17 protein-coding genes are annotated in these 20461 nt (G+C 71.7%); 12 read left to right on the plus strand and 5 right to left on the minus strand.

The features are described from left to right. Positions 1 to 250 precede the first annotated feature (250 nt). From E1J50_RS21395 to E1J50_RS21420, 6 genes are all read left to right on the plus strand, one after another. Complete coding sequence (locus E1J50_RS21395; RefSeq protein WP_132254334.1) at positions 251 to 754, plus strand: Ros/MucR family transcriptional regulator; 504 nt, start codon at positions 251 to 253, stop codon at positions 752 to 754. A gap of 252 nt (positions 755 to 1006) precedes the next feature. Next, a complete protein-coding gene (locus tag E1J50_RS21400; protein ID WP_132255823.1) occupies positions 1007 to 1477 on the plus strand; it encodes a Ros/MucR family transcriptional regulator in 471 nt (156 codons plus the stop codon). Positions 1478 to 1719: 242 nt separating this feature from the next. Then, positions 1720 to 3111, plus strand: a complete 1392-nt coding sequence (locus tag E1J50_RS21405) for a cytochrome P450 (protein WP_132255811.1) — start codon at positions 1720 to 1722, stop codon at positions 3109 to 3111. After that, positions 3108 to 5597, plus strand: coding sequence for a putative bifunctional diguanylate cyclase/phosphodiesterase (locus tag E1J50_RS21410; RefSeq protein WP_132255812.1), 2490 nt, complete (start codon positions 3108 to 3110; stop codon positions 5595 to 5597). Before E1J50_RS21405 ends, E1J50_RS21410 begins: the two co-directional genes overlap by 4 nt. A gap of 195 nt (positions 5598 to 5792) precedes the next feature. Continuing rightward, positions 5793 to 7592 (plus strand): acyl-CoA thioesterase, encoded by a 1800-nt coding sequence (locus E1J50_RS21415; RefSeq protein ID WP_245516691.1) that lies wholly within the window; start codon positions 5793 to 5795, stop codon positions 7590 to 7592. 71 nt (positions 7593 to 7663) lie between these two features. Then, the gene (locus E1J50_RS21420) at positions 7664 to 7855 is read left to right on the plus strand and encodes a DUF1192 domain-containing protein (protein WP_132255813.1); all 192 of its coding nucleotides are present in this window, start codon (positions 7664 to 7666) and stop codon (positions 7853 to 7855) included. Positions 7856 to 7979: 124 nt separating this feature from the next. On the opposite strand, the gene rocD is transcribed toward E1J50_RS21420, so the two are convergent. After that, positions 7980 to 9182 carry an ornithine--oxo-acid transaminase gene (gene rocD, locus E1J50_RS21425; RefSeq protein WP_132255814.1) on the minus strand — a complete coding sequence of 401 codons (1203 nt, stop codon included), beginning with the start codon at positions 9180 to 9182 and terminating at the stop codon, positions 7980 to 7982. A gap of 79 nt (positions 9183 to 9261) precedes the next feature. Further along, positions 9262 to 9561: a DUF6894 family protein gene (locus E1J50_RS21430; RefSeq protein WP_207919264.1), complete on the minus strand. Its 300-nt coding sequence runs from the start codon at positions 9559 to 9561 to the stop codon at positions 9262 to 9264. A 237-nt stretch (positions 9562 to 9798) separates the two neighbouring features. Here E1J50_RS21430 and E1J50_RS21435 point away from each other — a divergent pair, with 237 nt between their 5' ends. Beyond that, positions 9799 to 10629 (plus strand): 3-oxoadipate:acetyl-CoA acetyltransferase, encoded by an 831-nt coding sequence (locus E1J50_RS21435; RefSeq protein WP_132255825.1) that lies wholly within the window; start codon positions 9799 to 9801, stop codon positions 10627 to 10629. A 32-nt stretch (positions 10630 to 10661) separates the two neighbouring features. On the opposite strand, the gene E1J50_RS21440 is transcribed toward E1J50_RS21435, so the two are convergent. The 3 genes from E1J50_RS21440 to E1J50_RS21450 form a co-directional block, all read right to left on the minus strand. Further along, on the minus strand, positions 10662 to 11306 hold the full coding sequence (locus tag E1J50_RS21440; RefSeq protein WP_132255815.1) for a PAS domain-containing protein: 645 nt from the start codon (positions 11304 to 11306) through the stop codon (positions 10662 to 10664). Between the two features lie 56 nt (positions 11307 to 11362). Next, positions 11363 to 12349, minus strand: coding sequence for an SDR family oxidoreductase (locus tag E1J50_RS21445; RefSeq protein ID WP_132255816.1), 987 nt, complete (start codon positions 12347 to 12349; stop codon positions 11363 to 11365). A gap of 433 nt (positions 12350 to 12782) precedes the next feature. Beyond that, positions 12783 to 13613 (minus strand): SGNH/GDSL hydrolase family protein, encoded by an 831-nt coding sequence (locus E1J50_RS21450; RefSeq protein WP_132255817.1) that lies wholly within the window; start codon positions 13611 to 13613, stop codon positions 12783 to 12785. Between the two features lie 341 nt (positions 13614 to 13954). On the opposite strand from E1J50_RS21450, the gene E1J50_RS21455 reads away from it, so the two are divergent. The 5 genes from E1J50_RS21455 (at position 13955) to E1J50_RS21475 (ending at position 20427) form a co-directional block, all read left to right on the plus strand. Beyond that, positions 13955 to 14995 (plus strand): L-histidine N(alpha)-methyltransferase, encoded by a 1041-nt coding sequence (locus tag E1J50_RS21455; protein WP_132255818.1) that lies wholly within the window; start codon positions 13955 to 13957, stop codon positions 14993 to 14995. Between the two features lie 97 nt (positions 14996 to 15092). Next, positions 15093 to 15356: a hypothetical protein gene (locus E1J50_RS21460; RefSeq protein ID WP_132255819.1), complete on the plus strand. Its 264-nt coding sequence runs from the start codon at positions 15093 to 15095 to the stop codon at positions 15354 to 15356. A gap of 128 nt (positions 15357 to 15484) precedes the next feature. Then, positions 15485 to 17383, plus strand: coding sequence for a cytochrome C oxidase Cbb3 (locus tag E1J50_RS21465; RefSeq protein WP_132255820.1), 1899 nt, complete (start codon positions 15485 to 15487; stop codon positions 17381 to 17383). Between the two features lie 159 nt (positions 17384 to 17542). Continuing rightward, positions 17543 to 18724, plus strand: a complete 1182-nt coding sequence (locus tag E1J50_RS21470; RefSeq protein ID WP_132255821.1) for an MSMEG_0565 family glycosyltransferase — start codon at positions 17543 to 17545, stop codon at positions 18722 to 18724. A gap of 155 nt (positions 18725 to 18879) precedes the next feature. Further along, positions 18880 to 20427 (plus strand): CYTH and CHAD domain-containing protein, encoded by a 1548-nt coding sequence (locus E1J50_RS21475; protein WP_132255822.1) that lies wholly within the window; start codon positions 18880 to 18882, stop codon positions 20425 to 20427. The last annotated feature ends 34 nt before the right edge of the window (positions 20428 to 20461 follow it).

The raw sequence follows: 20461 nt of genomic DNA on the forward strand, positions 1-20461 counted from the left end.
GCGGACGCCGCGTGACGAGCGCCGGGGCGGGCCGAGGCCCCGGCGCAGCTGAAGCCGCCATCCTGCGCGAGGATCCGAGGTCGTCATTTGATAGGTTTGCGAAACGCAAATCGAACGATTCAACGTACAGCTGGTTACCCCTAAGGCTTTTCTCACCGCACAAGCAGAAATGCCTGTGCATCGACCAGCGACTTACGCTTGCATTCCGTTGTGTTTGCGGCGAAGTACGTAGGCGATTAAGGAGATGCCGATGGAACCAGAAGAAACGTCTTCGCGTGCGCACGACCAGTTTATCGAACTGTCTGCTCAAGTCGTTTCGGCATACGTCGCGCGCAATCATGTGGCCGCCACTGACATCCCGGCGCTGATCCACGCGGTTCACGCCTCCCTCTCCGGCTTGGCCCAGCCGGAAGCTCCGCCAGCGGAGACGGTCGAGAAGCCGACGCCGGCTCAGGTCCGCAAGTCGATCACGCCGGACGCGCTGATCTCGTTCATCGACGGCAAGCCCTACAAGACGCTCAAGCGCCATCTCTCGACCCACGGGCTGGACATCCACGCCTATCGCCAGCGCTACGGCCTGCCCAACGATTACCCGTCGACAGCGGCCAATTACTCGGCCCAGCGCTCGCAACTCGCCAAGAGTCTCGGTCTCGGCCAGCAGCGCCGTCCCGCCGCCGAGGTCCAGCAGCCGGAGGCCCCGGCCGAGATGCCGGCCCCGAGGGCGCGGGGCCGACGCAAGGCCGCGGCCGCCTGAGCGCGGACGCCGCGTGACGAGCGCCGGGGCGGGCCGAGGCCCCGGCGCAGCTGAAGCCGCCATCCTGCGCGAGGATCCGAGGTCGTCATTTGATAGGTTTGCGAAACGCAAATCGAACGATTCAACGTACAGCTGGTTACCCCTAAGGCTTTTCTCACCGCACAAGCAGAAATGCCTGTGCATCGACCAGCGACTTACGCTTGCATTCCGTTGTGTTTGCGGCGAAGTACGTAGGCGATTAAGGAGATGCCGATGGAACCAGAAGAAACGTCTTCGCGTGCGCACGACCAGTTTATCGAACTGTCTGCTCAAGTCGTTTCGGCATACGTCGCGCGCAATCATGTGGCCGCCACTGACATCCCGGCGCTGATCCACGCGGTTCACGCCTCCCTCTCCGGCTTGGCCCAGCCGGAAGCTCCGCCAGCGGAGACGGTCGAGAAGCCGACGCCGGCTCAGGTCCGCAAGTCGATCACGCCGGACGCGCTGATCTCGTTCATCGACGGCAAGCCCTACAAGACGCTCAAGCGCCATCTCTCGACCCACGGGCTCGACCCCTACAGCTACCGCCAGCGCTACGGACTGCCCAACGACTACCCGATGGTGGCCGCGGCTTACGCCGCCCAGCGCTCGGAACTCGCCAAGTCCATCGGCCTCGGCCGACCGGGTGCGATGCAGGACGATGCGGATCGTCCGAAGCCGCGCGGACGCAACAAGGCCGCCTGACGCGCGCGATCGCAGGAAACGAGACGTCCGGCCGGACGGGCTGTGAAGAGCCCGGCCGCCGGGCGCGCACGCGTCGCGCGAGGCGGCAGGTCCCGCCCACGCCCGGATTGCAGGCGGACGGACCGCCGATTTCGCAACTCAGGATCGAAAAACCCGGACAAGACCCGTATTCGAACGGGTAGCTTAACGGGCCGGCAAGCAGCGACCTGCAAACCTGAAGTCTCGGAACCGGGACGTCTCGGATGCAGTACGATTCAGCGGCGGGGTTGCCCGTCGGAGCAGGCCCGGGACTGAGGGACATCGTCTCGGAAGCGGCCGGGTTCCCGCGCCTGATCCGCACGATCGTGCGCAACCTGATCGAGGCTTGGCCGGCGGAAGTCTACCGGGAGGGGCTCGTCGAGGCCCGCTTCATCGGCCGCCGGACCGTCTTCGTCAGCGACCCCGTCCTGATCCGCTCCCTGCTCGTCGATCAGGCAGCGCTCCTCGGGCGGGAGGAGTTCCTGACGCGCTCCCTCTCGCCCGTCCTCGGCAAGGGGATCCTGACCTCCGACGGCGAGCGCTGGCGTCACCAGCGCCGGATCGCGACGCCCGTCTTCCGGCACGACCGGATCCGCGCCTTCGTTCCTGCCATGCGCGCGGTCGCCACCGAGACCCGGACGCGCTGGGCGGCAAAAGGCCCCGCGCAGGTCGACATGCTCTCGGAGATGATGCGCACCACCTTCGACATCATCGTCGCGACGATGATGTCCGGCGAGAGCGGGCTCGAAACCGCGCGCTTCGGCCGGGCGATGAACACCTACCTCGACCAAGCGACCTGGAAGATGGCGCTGAGCCTCCTCGGAGCGCCGGCCTGGACGCCTCATCCGGGCTCGGTCCGGGGCGCCGCGGCCGCCCGCTATCTGCGGGGTACCATATCGCGGGCGATCGCCAGCCGGCGCGCAAGCGGCCGGTGCGGCGACGATCTCCTCGGACTGATGCTGCAGGCCCACGATCCCGAGACCGGGGAGGGGATGCCGGACGCGTCCCTCGTCGACAACCTCCTGACCTTCATCGCGGCGGGCCACGAGACCACCGCGATCGTGCTCGCCTGGACGTTCTGGCTCCTGTCGGAGCATCCCGAGGTCGAGGCGCGGGTTCTGACCGAGATCGGGGCCGCTTGCCAGCCCGGTCAGGGCCCGAACCTCGAGGCCCTGACCTATACCCGACAGGTCGTGATGGAGGTGATGCGCCTCTACCCGCCTGCCCCGCTCATCGTGCGCAAGACGCTGTCCGAGGTCCGGCTCGGCTCCACGCGCATTCCCGCGGGACGCTCCGTCCACGTGCCGGTCTATGCCGTGCACCGGCATGCCCGGCTCTGGGCGCAGCCCGAGCGCTTCGACCCCGGCCGCTTCGACCCGGCCCGCAGCGCCGGGCGCGACCGTTACGCCTACTTGCCCTTCGGCGCGGGTCCGCGGGTCTGCATCGGCATGAACTTCGCGCTGACCGAGTGCCTCGCGATCCTCGCCGAGCTTCTGCCCGCCTTCCGCGCGGTGCGGGCCGCCCCGTCGCGCCCGGAGACGCGCTTCAAGGTCACGCTGCGCCCCCATGGCGGCGTCACCATGACCCTGTCGCCGCGCGGGCAGCCGGCACCGTGAGCGAGCCGCGCAGATCCGCCGCCTCGAACCGCCGCGTCGGCGCGGCGGCCCTGCGCCTCCTCCTCGGTGCGGCCGAGCGCCTCGGCGCCGTCTGCGGGTTCCGGCGGCACGAGGTTTCCGCGGAGGCGTCATCCACCTCCCCGGCGACGCTCGATCGCTACATGCTGGAGACACGCTCCGGTATGCTCGTGGAGACGCTCAGGCTCGCCAAATTCTCGGCGATCACGCACGGCGCCGTCGCGCTCACGGTGGTCGGCCTGTTCTGGAACGCGGCGTCCCCGACCTACCTCGTCGCCCTTCTCCTCGTCATCGGCACGACGAGCATCGGCGCGGTCGTCGCCGCCTGGCGCTATCAGGGGCTGTTCGCGGGCACGCCGACCGAGGCGCAGATCGAGCGCGGCTACCGGGTCGCGGGGGCGATCGCGCTCGCGATCGGCTCCAGTTGGAGCACCATGCCGATGGTGCTGTTCCCGCCCTCGGACGCCGATCATCGCATGATCGTCGTCGCGATCGCCGCCGGGCTGATCTCGGATGCCTACGTCCTCGGGCCGATCCTCTCCGTGGCCCTGCTCTTCGCGGCGCCGGTCGTACTCGGCAGCTTCATCGCCCTGGCGACGAGCGGCGACGGCGTCGCGGCGAGCATCGCGGTCCTGCTCGCGATCTATGCGACCTTCGTGCTGTTCAGCGTCCGGAGCATGAGCCTGCTCTCGTTCCAGCGCATCCTCGACCGGGTGCGGGTGAGCGACCAGAACCAGACCATCGGCCTGCTCCTGCGCGAGTTCGAGGCGAGCACCAGCGACTGGCTCTGGGAGACGGACCGGGAGGGGTGCTTCGACCACGTCTCCCGGCGGGTGGCGCAGGTGGTGGGACGCCCGGTCGAGCAATTGCAGGGCCTTCCCTTCGCGGAACTCCTCGCCTGCGGCGATGGCGGACGCTTCGGAGCGGGCGCCGTGGAAATGCTCGGCTTCCTGCGCGAGGGGATCGCCTTTCAGGACCTCGTCGTCGAACTACCGCGGGCCGAGGGGACGCGCTGGTGGCAGCTCAGCGGAAAGCCGGTCCTCGACCGGACGGGCCGCCTCGCGGGGTTCCGCGGCGTCGGCTCGGACGTGACCGCGAGTCGGATCTCGGAGGCGCGGATCGCCTTCCTGGCGAGCTACGATTCCCTCACGGGCCTCGCCAACCGCGCCCTGTTCCAGGATCTGGCCAGTGCCGAGTGCGACCGCGCCGCCGAGGGTGGGGGCGCCTGCGCGCTGCTCTACCTCGACCTCGACGGGTTCAAGGTGGTCAACGATTCCTTCGGTCACGGAGCCGGCGACCAACTCCTGCGCAGCGTGGCCCAGCGCCTGCAGCCCTTCGCCTCCGAGGGCACCTGGATCTTCCGCCTCGGTGGCGACGAGTTCGCGGTTCTGCACCGCTGCCGCGGCGCCGCCGAGGCCACCCTCCTCGCGGGGGCGATCATCGCGGCGGTGAGCGCGCCCTACCGCATCGACGCTCTCGCTGCGGAGATCGGCGTGAGCATCGGCATCGCCCTGACGCCGACGGACGCGCTCGATCCCGGCAGCCTCCTGCTCAAGGCGGATCTCGCCCTCTACCGGGCGAAGGCGCGGGGGAAGGGCACCTTCCACCTGTTCGAGCGCGATCTCGAAGTCAGCCAGCGCACCCGCCGCGAACTCGAGGCAGACCTCAAGCTCGCGCTCCAGCGCCGGGAATTCGAGCTGCACTATCAGCCGCTCACCGCGCTGCGCGACGGGCGGGTCGTCGGCTTCGAGGCGTTGCTGCGCTGGCGCAGCCCGACCCGCGGCTTCGTGCCGCCGGCCGAGTTCATCCCGGTGGCCGAGGCGACGGGCATGATCGTGGCGATCGGCCGCTACGCCCTCCAGACGGCCTGCCGGGAGGCGGCGCGCTGGCCCGCTGAGACCCGGATCGCCGTCAATATCTCGCCGATCCAGTTCCGTACCAGCGAGTTCCTCCGGGACATCGCGGCGGCCCTGGAGGCGAGCGGCCTGGAGCCGGGCCGGCTCGAGATCGAGATCACCGAATCCGTCTTCCTCGACAAGACCGCGATCACGATGGCGAACCTGCACGAGCTGCGCTCGCGCGGGATCCGCATCGCGCTCGACGATTTCGGCACCGGCTACTCGTCGCTGAGCTACCTCGCCAAGTTTCCGGTCGACAAGATCAAGATCGACCGCTCCTTCGTGCGGGACATCGACGACGAGGGCGGCAACCTCGCGGTGATCGAAGCGATCCTGGCCATCGCCCAGAAGCTCTCGATCGCCGTCACCGCCGAGGGCGTCGAGACGGCCGAACAGGCGCAGGTCCTGCGAGCCCGCGCCTGCAACGACATCCAGGGCTTCCTGATCAGCCCCGCCCGGCCCGCCTCCGAGATCCCCGACCTGATCGCGCGGGTGCCGAAGGATTTCCACAGGCTGTTTCCATCCTCCGTCCGAACCGAGATCCAGCCGCGCCTCGTCGTGGGCCGCTGAGCCGAGCCTCAATGGCTGCTGTGACTTGGCGGGATCCGGCCAACGGCGGAGCGGGCGCCGGGACGGGATGGCGGCACGCCGGGTTTGCGGGAGGCGGCCGAGCCAATCGTTCTGATCGGACGAGTGTTGCGATCCGGAAATGGACCGGGACGGCGCGAACGGCCATGATGGTGTGCGCACGTTCAGGTTGTCAGCATGCACTCTACCGAGGGTTCCCGCCTTCTCAGCTCCCTCGCCTGGGCGCCGACGATCGGCCTGTCCTGGCTCTGGGGCCTGGGGTTCTTCTACGCGATCCACGTCACGGTGACGTATGGCTGGCTCGGCTTCGCCGCCTTCGCGCTGCCGAACGCCGCCGGCCTCTACCTCTTCGGGCACGTGCTCGGAGCGCCCGGCCGCAACCCGGCCGAGATCCTCAAGGCGGTCGAGGACCGGTACACCGGTCTGTTCCTGGCCTGCCAGCTCGCCGCGCTCGCGCTCACGGCCTACGGGCTCTGCGCCCATCTGCTCCTGCCGCTGTTCGGCCATGGCAGCCTGCTCGGGGCGGTGCTGCTGTTCCTGCTCGCCGCCGCCATCGGGCACGCGGCCCCGATCGGGGCCTTGCGGCGGCTCCACGCCCTCTATCTCGTCGTCGGCGTGGCGGCGGCCCTCGTCGCGGCCCAGGGCCTCATGCGAGCCGCACCTTCCGCCCCCGTCCCCCTCGCGGCCTTCGACGAGCGCTTCTACGGGTTGATGCTGCCCTGCCTCGTCGGCTTCCTGCTCGGGCCGTGGAGCGATGTGCAGCACTGGCAGAGGGTCGTGGCGATCCACCGGGAGGGCGGCTCGGTGCGTGCAGCCTATGCCGGCGGCTCCCTCCTCGTCCTCGGATTGCTGACCCTCAACGGCGGCCTTGCCGCCTTGGCCGGAGCCGGCACCCCCGTCCTCGCCGCCGACGGGATCCCGCAGGCGCAGGGAGCCGTGGCGCAGGCCCTCGCCCGCCTCCGCGACCCGGGCCTCACCGCGGCCTTCCTCGTCTGGGCCGCCATCGCGATGGCCTCGACCGTCGACAGCTTCTACTGCGCGACGCGCTGGCTCCTCACCTCCGTGACCCGGCGCAGCGAGAGCCCGCTCCTCGCCTTCCTGCCCGCCGGCCTCGTCGCCTCGCCGCTCTGGACCCTGGCCGCCGCGGTCGCGCTCGCGGCCGGGCTCATCGCGGCGAACATCCCGATGATCTATCTGATGCTGCCCTTCGCGAGCCTGTTCGTGGGGGCGACCCTCTGCCTCCTCTGCGAGGCCCTCGGCGCGCGGCCGGCCTATGACGGGGTGCTCTGCGCGATGATCGGGACGGCCTCGGCCCTGATCTTCGTGACGGGCTACGTCGCACCCGTCGGGGCGCTTCTCGCGATCGCGCCCCTCGTCGGCGCCGTCGGCGCGCTGCCCGCGCTCGGCAACCTGATCGCGGGCCGGAGGGGAAGCGGGGAGGGAGCGCCGCAGGCCGCGGCGGACGCGCCCGGCCTCGCGACCCTCGTCGTGCCGCGTGCGGATCCTGTCGCCGCGCACGGGTTCGACGGACCCTGGTTCGTGCTGCAGCTCCTGCCGACCTACGACGACACCAACTCGGTCGGGAACGTCTACTTCGCCAATTACTTCCGTTGGGTCGGCAAGGCGCGGGAATTGTTCTTCCACGCCTGCATGCCGGATTTCGACCTCGCGACGACGAACTTCTACATCCTGACCCGGTCCTTCAGTCACGATTTCCGGCGGGAGGCACGGGAGTTCGAGCCCGTCATCGTCCGGATCCGGATCGCGAGCTACAATCGCAAGTTCGTCACGCTGTCCCACGAGATCCACAGCCGCACCCAGGGCCTGCTCGGGCGTGGGGAGCAATCCCTGATGTTCGTCGACACCGTGCGCCATCGGCCCCTCGACATCCCGGCGAGCGTCATGTCGAGCTTCCTGCCGCACTTCGTGAAGGAACGCCCGCGCGGCCCGGCATTCGGCGAGCTGGCGGAGGCGTGAGCGGCCCGTTTGACGGCAGCCGACGCGGTCCCAGATAGGAACGGCCTGACGCTTGGGACGGGGGTCGGACGATGGATGACGAGATCTTTCCGGTACGCCGGACCGTGACCGAGCACGAGATCGGGCAGAAGCTCGACGACCTCTCGGTCGAGGAACTGGGCGAGCGCATCGCGCTGCTGCAACGGGAGATCGAGCGCCTGGAATCCGCCCGCGAGGCGAAGCAGGCGGCGAAGTCCGCGGCGGGCTCGATCTTCAAGTTCTGACATCCGTCCGTTCGATTTCCCGGGCTTCCGGCTTCCGGTCGTTCGGCCGCACCGCGGGGGCGCGGGGTTCACGGACCCTGCGCCGCAGGAGGGCCGGGGCCGGCTCCGCTGCCGGCAGGTGCGATCAGCCCTGCATCACGGCCTCGATCCGCTCCATCGCCCAGTCGATCTCCTCGCGGGTGATGACGAGGGGCGGGGTGAAGCGGATCGTGTGCTCGTGCGTGTCCTTGGCGAGGAGGCCGCGGGCCCTCAGAGCCTCGACGACGGGGCGGGCGCCTCCCGCGTCGGGGTGGAACTCGAGGGCCAGCATCAGGCCGCGCCCGCGCGCCTCGAGAATGCGGTTCGAGGTCAGGGCTCGCAGCCTCTCGAGGAAATAGGCGCCGTTGGCGGCCGCGTTCTCGATCATGCCCTCCTCGACGAGGACCCGCAGCGCCGCCCGCGCCACCGCGCAGGCCAGCGGATTGCCGCCGAAGGTGCTGCCGTGCTGGCCCGGCTTCAGGACGCCGAGCACCTCGGTCGTCGAGAGCACCGCCGAGATCGGGTAGAAGCCGCCGCCGAGCGCCTTTCCGACGAGGGTCACGTCGGCCACGATTCCCTCGTGCTCCTCGGCCAGCAGCCGCCCCGTCCGGCCGAGCCCGGTCTGGATCTCGTCGAGGATCAGGACGACCCGGTTGCGCGTGCAGATCTCGCGCACCGCGCGCAGGTAGCCCTCGGGCGGGATGATCACGCCGGCCTCGCCCTGGATCGGCTCGACGAGGAAGGCCACCGTGTTCGGGGTGATCGCCGCCTCGAGCGCGGCCGCGTCCCCGAACGGCACCAGGGTGAAGCCCGGCAGGAAGGGGCCGAAGCCGCCCCGCGCGTCCGGATCCGTCGAGAAGGACACGATCCCCAGGGTGCGGCCGTGGAAGTTGCCGGCACAGACGACGATCTCGGCCGACCCTTCGGGCACGCCCTTGACCTCGTAGCCCCATTTGCGCACCGCCTTGATCGCCGTCTCGACCGCCTCGGCGCCGCTGTTCATCGGCAGCACCTTGTGGGACCCGGTGAGGGCGGCGAGTTCCTCGTAGAAGGGGCCGAGCTGGTCGTTGCGGAAGGCCCGCGAGGTGATGGCGAGGCGGCCGGCCTGCTCGGTCAGCGCCGCGAGGATCCTCGGATGGCAATGGCCCTGGTTGACCGCCGAGTAGGCCGACAGGCAATCGAGGTAGCGCCGCCCGTCCGTGTCGGTGACCCAGACGCCCCGGCCCTGCGTCAGCACCACGTCGAGGGGCTTGTAATTGTGCGCGCCGAGGCGGGTCTCGATCTCGATGAAGTCCGGACGGTCGGACACGCCGATCTCCCCGTGATGCTCGCCCCCCTTCCGGCGCGCGTCCGCGGCATCGCCTCCGGGACGTCTCCGGCGCGGCGCGTCAGGACAGGTGCCGCGCCCTCTTGGCCGGCGCGCCCCTGCCTATCGGCGCGGGCGGCACTGCGCCGTCGATCTCCAGCTCCGTGAAGGGCACCGTGAACAGGAACCGGTGCGCCTCGTCGGCCACCGAGAAGCGGTAGCCGCTGAAGAGCGGGTTGCCCGCTCCCTCCTCCGGCTCCACGAAACGGGCACCGTGGCGGGCCTCCGCGAGCGCGGCCGAAGCGTCGGCGCAATCGAGCCCCTCGTGGTCGAGGCACACGACCCCCGACGGGGTCCGGACGTCGAAGTAAAATCTCGGCATGGCACCATCCGCTGCCCGCCCCCGGCGGCGCGGGCGGTTGACCTGCCTCGCACCGAGGGGCCGAGTGTGGCGCGAAACCGGTCCCCTGTCACGGGGCGGACGGCACGCGGCACCGGATCCCGTGACGGACGAGCCCCGCTCTCACGCGGCGAGGCAGGAAGACGCTTGGCGTTCCCGGGCCGCCGCGGCTACGAGCGCTCGGTGGCGCGGAGCGAGACCAGCGAGGGTCCTGAGATCATGAGCAAGCCCGTCGTCATCGCCGTCGCGATCACCGGGTCGGTGCCGCGCAAGGCGGACAACCCGGCCCTGCCGGTCACCGTCGCCGAGCAGATTGAATCGACGCACGAAGCCTTCGAGGCCGGCGCCAGCCTCGCCCATATCCACGTGCGCAACGACGACGAGAGCCCGTCCTCCGACCCCGACAGGTTCGCCGCCGTGCAGGAGGGCCTGCGCCGGCACTGTCCGGGCCTGATCGTGCAATTCTCCACCGGTGGGCGCGGGCGCGACCCCGGCGCCCGCGGCCTGCCGCTGAAGCACCGGCCCGACATGGCCTCGCTCTCGACGGGCTCGGTGAACTTTCCCACCATCGTCTACGAGAACCACACCGGCCTCGTGACGGATCTCGCCGCGCGGATGCGCGAGTTCGGCGTGCGGCCCGAGATCGAGATCTTCGACCTCTCGCACCTCCACGGTGCCAAGCGCCTGGTCGAGGCGGGGCTGATCGACGAGCGGCCGCACGTGCAGTTCGTGCTGGGCGTGCAGAACGCCATGCCGGCCGAGGAGCCCCTCCTCGACATCCTGCTCGGCGAATTGCGCCGGATCCTGCCGCGCGCCACCTGGACGGCCGCCGGCATCGGCCGACAGCAGGCGGTGGTGATGGATTGGGCCCTGGCCCGCGGGGCGGATGCGGTCCGCACGGGCCTCGAGGACAACATCCGGATCACGAAGGACCGCCTCGCCGCGAGCAATGCCGAACTCGTCGGCCTCGCCGTGGAGGCGATCGCCCGCCACGGCCGGCGGCCGGCCACGCCCGCCGAGGCGCGGGCCGCCCTGGCACTGCCCGCCTGAACGGGACGGGACATCCGGGACATGGCGGCGGCTCAGTGCAGACGTCCGCACTCGCTGCGGGCGATGTCCTGCGCGATGCGCAGGAGCAGCCGGTCAACGGCCGGCCTGAGGCTGAGGAAACCGAACCGGTCGATGGTGCGCCGACAGGCGATGATCCGGGACGCCGCCTCGTCGAGAGCCCGGCCGGTCCGTGCCCCATCGGGGAGGGCCTCGTCCCCGAGATCGATCAGCAGACCGTGGCCGTGCCCCGGCGCGCCGCCGCTCCCGCGGAAGATCCGGCCCCGGTCGAGGATCGCGTGCGTCCGGCCCCCGGGGGCGAGGACACGGTACTGGGCGACGAAGAGGCCCCCCGAGCGGCAAAGCGCGGAGAAGCGGGCGAGGACCGTATTCCGGTCGTCGGCGTGGAGGCATGCCCGCGCCCGATCCGCGGGAAGCGCCGCTCCGGCCAGTGCCCGGTCTCCCGCGAGGAGTGTGGCGGCGCCCGCGTCGAGCACGCAGTGATCGCCGGCCTCGAACCACGACCACGTCCCGACAACGCCCGAGGCGGCGAGGATCCTGCGCAGGTCCGCCTCCGAATCGGCGGGGAAGGGCGCGGCATCGGGGGGGCACGGTCGGCTCCTGGGGGCGGGGCCGGCACGGGCGCGCCGGGCGGCTCGACCGCTCTTACGGCCGAGCATGGCCCGCGGTTTCGGGCGATTGTGAAAATAATCTTTCGCGCTGCCGGGTCGCGACCTCAGCGGCCGGCACGGGCGGCCGCACTGCCGAGCGCGACGAGCGTCGCCCCGCCGAGGATCGCCAGCCCCGTCAGGCTCAGCGTGCGCGCCGAGGGGACGCCGTGCCGCCTCCGCCAGCCGCCGCTCGTGCGCGGTGCGTCGTCGAGGGGCTGGCGGATGGCGCCGTAGCTGTGGCGCGCGGGCGTTGCCCGGTCGAGCATCCGGTGGATGGCAGCACCCGTCAGGTGCTCGGTCGGGCGGGGAGCGAGGGCGTAGGCCACTTGCGCGGCGCGGGCCGGCCAGCCGACCGCGACCTCGTCCCGAGGATGGCGGACGAGGCGCACGAAGGTCTCGGCCACGTCCTCGGGGGCGTAGACGAGGGGTCCCGTGTCGATCCTGCGGCCCGAGACATTGGCGCCGTGCTCCAGGCCGGGCGTGTCGACCATGGCGGGAAAGACGGAGCAGACGTGGATGCGGGGATGGCGCCGCAATTCCTGGCGCAGGCTCGCGGTGAAAGCCCGCAGCCCGAACTTGCTCGCGGAATAGGCAGCCGCGAACGGGGCCGGTGCCCAGCCACCCAGCGAGATGTTGGTGATGAGCACGCCGTGTCCCTGCGCGAGGAAGCGGGGCAGGGCGGCGTAGGCGCCGTACATGCCGCCGAGCAGGTTGATCTCGACGGTTCGGCGGTGAAGGTCGAGCGGCGCATCCTGATAGGGTCCGAACACACCCGTGCCGGCATTGTTGATCCAGACGTCGAGCCGCCCGAACGTCTCCTCGGCGCGCCGGGCGAGGCGCTCCACCGCCACCGGATCGGTGACGTCCGTCGAGACCGCGATGGCCTCGGCGCCGCACGCACGGCACTCGGAGGCGATCGCATCGAGCGCCTCGGGCCTGCGGGCAGCGAGCGCGAGACGGGCGCCGCGACGCGCGAAGGCGAGAGCCGCGGCCCGTCCGATGCCGCTCGACGCGCCGGTGAGGACGACGACGGGTCCCTCCGGATCCTTCATGTCCGCCGCTCTCGGACGAGGCCGCCGGGCCCATGCCGCACGGCGAGGCGCGAGCGCACAGGGCTCATGAAAGGTCTCCCTCCGTTCTCGCCTGGGCAACCGCGGCCGATCCTGGCCTGTTCCCGGTCCCACACGGAGTGGCCGGCCCGGACCCGGCTCGCGGGACCCTGCGAGAACTCCCTCGGCCGAAGGCAGCGGTCTTCCTTCGGGGATCTGCGCGCCGATGCGGCAACTCATCGATCGGCTGGGTCGACGCCAAGGGACGACGTGCGGCTCACCAGCCGCACGAGGCGATGTCCGAACGACCGGAGGAGATCCTTGGGGAGACAAGGGCGCTCGGCAGCCGCCACGCCCGGACGGGACCGAGGGCCAGGATCACGCGGAGCCCCGCGCGGGAACCGAGGAAGGGCCGGAAACGGAGGAGGCTTCGCCTCTACTCCGCGGCAGCGACCCGGACAGGTCCGGCGTCGCGCAGGATCTCGTCGGCCGCGGCGCGCGCCAGGAGGGCGTAGCCGCGGTCGGCCATGTGAAGGCCATCGGCGGCGAACAGTTCCTTGCGGGTGAGCCGTGCCTCGTCGACCCAGCTGCGCATCAGCTCCGAGCGGCGGATCACCGGCACGCTCATCTCCTCACCGATCTCGCGAACCGCGTCCCGGAAGCGGTAGGAGCCCGGTGTCGCATCGAATTTCGGGCACCATTGCGGCTCCATCAGAACCACGTCGATGCCGGCCTCCCGGAGGGTGCGCAGGCCCGCCAGGGTCGCCTCGCGGAAATGATCGAGGTCGATCCCGCGCAGCGGGTCGTTGCTGCCGGTCTGCCAGATCACGAGATGGGGCTTGGCCGCGACGACGTCGCGGCCGAGGCGGCGCATCATGTCGTCGACGTGCTCGCCGCCGATGCCGCGGTTCAGCACCGTGACGCCGCCGACGAGATGCGGGAGGGAGCGGTTGAGATCGACCTGCAGGCGGGCGGGATAGCTCGCCGCCGGGCTGCTCGCGCCGATGCCCTCCGTCGAGGACGAGCCGAAGGCGACGATCCGCAGCGGGCCGCCGGAGGCGAGCTGCTCCCGGACATGCGGCAGATCCACGGCGGGCGAGGCCTCGAAGCCGAAGATGGCGAGATCGAAGCCCTCGGGCAGGAGATCCGCGTAGGCGAGCACTGCGGTCGGCAGCACGCTGAGGCCGGCCAGCACGGCGATGCCCCGCATCAGGGCACGCAGCGGCCGCACACGAGACCGGAGGGAGGAGGCGAGCTGAGCGATCATCGGAGCAGCAGGGTCGGCGTCTTCACACTAGGGAGCATACAGGCCAAACTGGAAGAGCCCGCTCGTTGGATCACTTGAATGCGGCGGAAGTTCGTAACACAAAATTCATGATACGTCTGCTCGCCTCATCGGAAACCGTCCGAACCCGCACGGCGAAGTCTCGCTCATCCTGCCCGATGTCGGATCGCGTACGAAGCTGAAATCCGGCGCTCTCCCGGGGAAAACGGGACGTTTCTCACCAATAATTTAACCCGTGTTAGATCCCCTGCGTCTCGGATTGCTACAGTCCCGCGCCTTCGGATGCTTGCCGGAGTGTCTGAATTCCAGTGCGGAACAGGCCCATGCGTCATGAGTTCGAGTCGCGTACTGCCTCGGAGCCCGTCTGGCTGAACCGCTGGCACCCCAGCAGCGGCGCCGGCGCGGAGGCGCCGCATTGCTCGGTCCGGCCCTGGCCCGGCGCCCGGGCACCGCTGGCGGAGGACGATCCGGGCACTGATTCGGCCTTTCTGGATGCCGTGGCGCAGGGCCTCGCCCTGCCCGAGAAGGCGCTTCCCTCCGCCTGCCTCTGGGACGAGGCGGGGGCGGAGCTGATGGCGCGGGCCGCGGAGCATCCGGATTGCTATCCGACCCAGCGGGAGATCGCGCTTCTCACGGATATCGCTTCCGAAGTCGCGACCCTGGTGGGTCCCGAGCCCCGGATCCTCGCCTTCGGGACCGGGTCGGCCCGCGGCGTCGATCTCCTCCTCGCCGCCCTCGACCGCCCGCACCCGCCGGAGATCGTTGCGCCCGCGGGCGAGACGCCGCCCGGTCCCGAGGACGGCGCGCGGCCGGGCGGCGGCCTCGGCCTCTGCCTCGGAGCCACCGCCGGCGGCCTCCCTCCGGCCGATCTCGCGGCCCTCCTGGAGCGCGCCCGCACGGTTCTCGGGCGGGGCTGGCTCCTCGTCGGCATCGATCCGAACGGCGACACGGAGAGCCTGCTGCGCGCGCACGCGGACGACGACGGGCTGATGGCGGCCCTGCACCTCAACATTCTCCGCCGCCTCGCCCGCGCCGATGGCGGGGCGGCGCCGGGCCAGGAGGGATCGGACCGGGAGGGCGCCGGGGCGCCCCTCGCACCGGAGGATTTCCGGCACGAGGCGCGGGTGCTGCTCGACCCGTTCCGCGTCGAGACCCATCTCGTGGCCGAGCGGGCCGGCCTGCTCCGGGTCGGCCGCGAAGCCGTGCCCTTCACGCACGGGGAGAGCGTGCGCACGGGCTGCGCCTACCGCTACGCGCCGGGCGTCTTCCAGGAGATGGCGGCCGATGCCGGATGGGAGCCGGTGCGCTGCTGGCTCGATCCCGAGGGCCTGTTCAGCCTCCACCTGCTGCGGGGCGAAGCTTAAGCGCTGGCCAGATCCTTGCAACGCGAGAGGGCGTCGCACGCCGCGCCTGCGCGGCGGATGCGGCGTCACGGCGAAACGGGACCGGGGATCAGTGGGCATGTCCGACGAGGAGGGACCGTTCCTGTCCTACAGCCTCTTCGCGAAGGAGCCGGACGGCGGCCTCTGCTGCGCCGTCCGCCAGGATCAACCCGTGCCCGATTTCGTCGAGGGCTGGTCCTACGCGGGCACGATCGCGGATGCGCGGGAGGCGCCACCGGACTTCCGTCCGCGCGCCGCGCAGGCCGCGACGAGCCTGACGGGCTATTACCTGTTCCTCTGCCTGCGTTCCCGGCGCGACGGAAGCATCTCCGCGCGCCCCTGACCCTGCCATCGGGCGGGCGGCACGCGCCCGGCCGGGCGAGGGGGATTTCCGACGGCAGGAGGCCTGAACCATCGCAGGCCCGACGGTGTTGTGCCCGGCAACCCCGCTTCCGGAGCATGCCGCACCCGATGGGCTCGTCCCGCCGCCTCCTCGCCGCCGCCGGCATCCTGATCGCCGCCGGCGGGCTCGCGGCCGCCTTCGGCCGCTTCAGCCACGCGCCGATGCCGGACGAGGCCGACCTCGCCAACCCTGCGCGGAACGCCCAGCCCGCCGCCTACGACGTGCTCGGCCGCCCCGCCGCCTCACCCGAGCCCGGCGCCGTGCGGATCGACGACGCGCTGATCCGGCGCGGGCGGGAGGCCTTCTACCGGGAGACCTTCGGCAACGAGGTCTTCCTCACCGACGTGATGGGCATGCTCGACGGCGCGCTCAGCCTCTACGAGGTCTCGCGCGCGCTCACCCTGCTGGCGGGGCGGGCCACCACCAACCTCGAAGTGCGCGTCGCCCGGCCGGTGACGGTCGGCGGCCGGACCTACCAAGTGGGGGAGTTGATCCCGACCGGCCTCGACGTCGCGAAGGGCAGCCTGTTCCCGCTCGGCATCCGGACCTTCTACGACCGCGGCCACGTGCGCATGGGCATCACCTGCGCCCTCTGCCATGCGGCCTACGACCCGGGCACCGGCAAGGTGGTGGAGGGCGCGCCGAACCGCGACCTCAACGTCGGCCTGATGATGGCCCTGGCCTCGAACACCACCGCCTACTACATGCACGGCTCGACGCCCTCCCTCGACCCGTTCCGGACCGATCCGAACCGCAGCGTCGCGACGCGCGCCGGCGGCCGCGAGCGCCTTCCGGACCCGGAGGCGCTGGAGGCCGCCGCCAAGGTGCAGGCGGCGAGCTGGCCCCCCGGCAGCTTCGATTCCTCGCCCGATCTCGTCACCAACCCGACCTCGATCCCGTCGAGTTTCACGGCCCACGGCCATCCCTACGGCTGGAGCGGGCATGCCGGGATCGGCCCCTTCCGCGGCCTGTCGGCGCTCAACAACAACGTCCACGCGCTGAATTCCGACACGACCGCCCAGGCCGACGCCGCGCCGTTCCTGTTCGGCCTCGATCCGGAAGTCTATCTCGGCACGCTCCTGCAGCGGGCCCCGTCCCCGAGCTTCCGCTTCGACCCGCAGGGCGGCCGCACGCCCTCGCAGGTCCTGAAGGCGGCCGACCCGACGCCCGACGCGCCGGGGCTGAACAGCTATGCGGCGCTCCCGAGTTTCCCGAACGCCAATTACGTGACCACGAACGGCCTCGTGGCGACGAGCCCGGGCGAGCCCGTCGGCTACGCCAACGACGCCATGTCGGCCTTCCAGAACGCTCTGCGCGCGCCCGCGCGGCCGGCGCCGCCGGAGATCCTCGCGACCGGCCGGCAGGTCTTCGAGCGGGCAGGCTGCGCCGGCTGCCATGCGGGGCCGGCCTACACCAACAACCGGGTGGTCCCGGCCCCCGAGATCGGCACCGAGCCGACACGCGCCCGCTCCTTCGCCAAGACCGAGGGAACGCTCCGGCCGCCGGACCTCTACGCCGCCGGCACCCCCTTCCCGGTGCCGCCGGGGACGAAGACGCTCCCGGTGCCGCTCGGCGAGGCTGACCGGGCGCAGGTGCAGCTCGCCTGGGCGCATGCCGGCACGCCCGGCGGCTACAAGGTGCCGAACCTGATCGGGCTCAACGAATCCGCGCCCTACCTCCACGACGGCGGGGTCGCCGTGGGTCCCGGCCCCGCCCGTGAGCCCGGGATCGGGCCGCTCCTCGATCCGGCGGTGCAGGCCGACCCGGCCGAGAGCCTGCGCGCCCTCGTCGACCGGGATCTGCGCGCGCGGGTGATCGCGGCGAACCGGGCCAGCCCCCGCGCGGTGACCGCCCGCGTCACCGGCGAGGGCCACGCCTACTGGGCGGACGCGCAAGCCGGCGTGGGTCCGGCCGAGCAGGCGGCCCTCGTGCAGTACCTGCTCTCCCTCGACGGGCCGGCGCGGTAGATCCGGCCGGGGAGGGCGCCGCCGGCCCATCCTGCCCGCCGCCCGGTGCCCGGACCGGCATGAACGATGCGTCGTGCCCGGCACGACCGGCAGCCTCGGGCTCCGCCGGTCCCGGGCTCCACGGCCGGCTCCTCCGGCCGCTACGGATTTCAACGCGGCATGGCGGGTGGTCCTTCGCGCATCGCGATTCTGGCAACCTCGACGAGCCCGCGCGGGAGCGTCGCTCACGCGCTCGCCGTCGGCGAGGCCCTCTGCGACCTCGGGCACGAGGCGGTGGTACACGCGCCCGACCCCACGGGCCGCGGCTTCTACCGGGACGCTCGCTGTCCCGTCGTGTCCGTGGCCGCGCGGCCGGTCGGCGGTGCGACCGCCGACCTCGTGCGGGCGCGGATCGAGGATTACCTTCGCCACTTCGCGACGCCGGCCGCCTGCGATTTCGACGTGTTCCACGCCCAGTGCGGCATCGGCGGCAACGCCCTCGCCACCCTGAGCCGCCGCCGGCTGGTGCACGGCTTCGTGCGGACCGTCCACCACCTGGAGACCTTCGCCGACCCACAGCTCGCCTATTGGCAGGACCGGGCGATCTTCGACGCGAACCGGCTGCTCTGTGTCGCCCGGGCCTCGGCCGAGGCGCTGGCGCACGATCACGGCGTCATGGCCCAGGTCGTCGGCAACGGCGTCGATCAGACCCTGTTCCGCCCGGCGGGGGCTGCGGAGGACGAGGGTCTTCGCCTTCGCTGGGGCCTCGGAGAGGGTCCGGTCGTGCTCTGCGTCGGGGGCTTTGAGGAGCGGCGGAATTCGCTTGCCGTGATCGAGGCCTTCCGCCGGCTCCGGACGGAGCAGCCGCAGGCGCAACTCCTCGTCGTCGGCGGCGGCTCGATCCTCGACCATGCCGGCTATCAGGCCCGTTGCCGCGCTGCCCTCGACCGGGCGTCTCTGGGAGTCGGGATCGGCCGGGCGGTGATCCAGGCCGGGATCGTGCCGCAGGCGGAGATGCCCGCGATCTACCGGCTGGCGGATGTCCTCGCCGCCCCCGCCCTCAGGGGCGGCTTCGGTCCGAGCGTGCTCGAGGCGATGGCCTGCGGCATCCCGGTCGTCGGCGCGGCGCGGCCCCCCTTCACGGAGAGCCTCGCCGCCCGGGACGCGCACCTCGTCGATCCGGAGGATGCGGAGGCGATCGCGCAGGCCTTCCGTGCCGTCCTCGACCCGGCCGAGCGGGTGCGGCTCGCCGAGGCCGGGCGCCGGGTCGCCTCCCTGCACGGCTGGGCGGCCTGCGCGAGCCGGCATCTCTCCGCCTACGCGGCCTGCTCGCGGCGCGACCCTGCCACGGCGGAGGCCTGAGGAGCGGCGAACCCGCGACGGCGAGGGATTGCGCCCCCGTGCACGGCAGCCCCGAGCGTGACAGAATGACCTGCCCGACCCGGCACCGGGGGCTCGCCCGAACGTTGGCGGGGCGACGCCGACGAACGACCGGCGGGGCAGGAGACCAGACGAGCATGAGCAGACCGCGCGAGACCGAGCTGAAGCTGGAATGCGACCGTCTCGATCTGACCGCCCTCGGAGCCCACCCGCTCCTCCAGGGAGACGGCGCGCCCGCCACCCTCGTCTCGACCTATTTCGACACGCCCGACGAGGACCTGCGCGCCGCGGGCCTGACGCTTCGCGTGCGCAGCCGGGGCGAGGAGCGGATTCAGACCGTCAAGGCGGAAGGGGGGGCGGCAGCGGCCGGCCTGTTCGACCGGCCGGAATGGGAGAGCCCGATCGCGGGCGACGCGCCCGACCCGGCCGTCTACGCCGACACGCCCGTGGCCGCCATCCTCGCGGATGCCAAGGACGCGCGCCTTGAGCCCTGCTTCACCACGGTGGTGATGCGGAGGGAGCGGACGCTGAGTTACGGCGCCTCGCGCATCAGCGTGACCCTCGACGAGGGGCGCGTGGAGACGCAAGCGGGTGACGCTCCCCTGTGCGAACTGGAACTCGAACTCGAGGAGGGCACGACCGCCGACCTCTTCGCCCTCGCCCAGGCCCTCGCCGAGACGGTCCCCCTGCGCCTGGGCGCCCTTTCCAAGAGCGAGCGCGGCTTCGCGCTGCGCGACGGGCGGCTCAGCCGGCCGAGCAAGGCGGGCGCCGTGGTGCTGCGCGAGGATGCGAGCGCGGGCGACGCCTTCCGCAGCATCGTGATGGCCTGCCTGCGCCACCTGCGCCTCAACGAGGCGGTGTTCCTGGCGAGCCGGGACCCGGAGGCCCTCCACCAGATCCGGGTCTCGCTACGGCGGCTGCGCTCGGCCTTCAGCCTGTTCAAGCCGATCCTCGCGCACGATCCCCGCGCCGCGGGCCTCGGGGCGGAGATCAAGCAGGCGACCGAGCCTTTCGGCCGGGCCCGCAACCTCGACGTCTTCCTGGAGACGACGCTGCCCGAGGAGATGGCGCGCCGCCCGGACGAGCCGGGGCTGGAGGAGCTCGCGGCGCGGCTCGGGGCCGAGCGCGACCGGGCGCACGGGACGGTGTCGGAGATCCTCGCCTCGCCCGAGTGGCGGCGGCTCCTCCTCGATCTGCTCAGCTGGCTCCAGACCGGCCCCTGGCTCGGGGAGGGCGCCGATCCCGCCCGCGACGAACCCGCCAGGGACTTTGCCGCCACGGTGCTGGAGCGCTTTCGCAAGCGGGTGTGCAAGCGCGGGCGCCATCTCGCCAAGCTCGACCCGGAAGCGCGCCACCAGGTGCGCATCGCCGGCAAGAAGCTGCGCTACGGCGCCGACTTCTTCGCCTCGCTGTTTCCGGACAAGAAGGCGCGCAAGCGCCACAAGACCTTCTCGGCGGCCCTGTCCGACCTGCAGGATCATCTCGGCGCCCTGAACGACCTCGCGACCGCGCATTCCGTCATGGCGAGCCTCGCCGACGGACCGCCCGGCGTGGCCGCGAGCGGGCCGGCCCTGTTCGCCGCGGGCCTGACCGCCGCCGACAACGAGGCGCGCACGAAGCAGCTTCTGGCCGCCGCGGAGGAGGCGCACGACGACCTCTCCGACGCGAAGCCGTTCTGGCGCTGAGAGGCCTCAGCCCTGGCTCGGCCGGCTCAGGGCG

It is taken from the genome of Methylobacterium segetis (assembly GCF_004348265.1).
Lineage (GTDB): Bacteria > Pseudomonadota > Alphaproteobacteria > Rhizobiales > Beijerinckiaceae > Methylobacterium > Methylobacterium segetis.

Bases quoted from the DNA above. Each gene is read 5' to 3' on its own strand.
- E1J50_RS21455 (WP_132255818.1), top strand. From the start codon at position 13,955: ATGCGTCATGAGTTCGAGTCGCGTACTGCCTCGGAGCCCGTCTGGCTG.
- E1J50_RS21405 (WP_132255811.1), top strand. From the start codon at position 1,720: ATGCAGTACGATTCAGCGGCGGGGTTGCCCGTCGGAGCAGGCCCGGGA.
- E1J50_RS21475 (WP_132255822.1), top strand. From the start codon at position 18,880: ATGAGCAGACCGCGCGAGACCGAGCTGAAGCTGGAATGCGACCGTCTC.
- E1J50_RS21400 (WP_132255823.1), top strand. From the start codon at position 1,007: ATGGAACCAGAAGAAACGTCTTCGCGTGCGCACGACCAGTTTATCGAA.
- E1J50_RS21440 (WP_132255815.1), bottom strand. From the start codon at position 11,306: ATGCTCGGCCGTAAGAGCGGTCGAGCCGCCCGGCGCGCCCGTGCCGGC.
- E1J50_RS21415 (WP_245516691.1), top strand. From the start codon at position 5,793: ATGCACTCTACCGAGGGTTCCCGCCTTCTCAGCTCCCTCGCCTGGGCG.
- E1J50_RS21430 (WP_207919264.1), bottom strand. From the start codon at position 9,561: ATGCCGAGATTTTACTTCGACGTCCGGACCCCGTCGGGGGTCGTGTGC.
- E1J50_RS21445 (WP_132255816.1), bottom strand. From the start codon at position 12,349: ATGAAGGATCCGGAGGGACCCGTCGTCGTCCTCACCGGCGCGTCGAGC.
- E1J50_RS21395 (WP_132254334.1), top strand. From the start codon at position 251: ATGGAACCAGAAGAAACGTCTTCGCGTGCGCACGACCAGTTTATCGAA.
- E1J50_RS21460 (WP_132255819.1), top strand. From the start codon at position 15,093: ATGTCCGACGAGGAGGGACCGTTCCTGTCCTACAGCCTCTTCGCGAAG.
- E1J50_RS21465 (WP_132255820.1), top strand. From the start codon at position 15,485: ATGGGCTCGTCCCGCCGCCTCCTCGCCGCCGCCGGCATCCTGATCGCC.
- E1J50_RS21450 (WP_132255817.1), bottom strand. From the start codon at position 13,613: ATGATCGCTCAGCTCGCCTCCTCCCTCCGGTCTCGTGTGCGGCCGCTG.
- E1J50_RS21470 (WP_132255821.1), top strand. From the start codon at position 17,543: ATGGCGGGTGGTCCTTCGCGCATCGCGATTCTGGCAACCTCGACGAGC.
- E1J50_RS21420 (WP_132255813.1), top strand. From the start codon at position 7,664: ATGGATGACGAGATCTTTCCGGTACGCCGGACCGTGACCGAGCACGAG.
- E1J50_RS21435 (WP_132255825.1), top strand. From the start codon at position 9,799: ATGAGCAAGCCCGTCGTCATCGCCGTCGCGATCACCGGGTCGGTGCCG.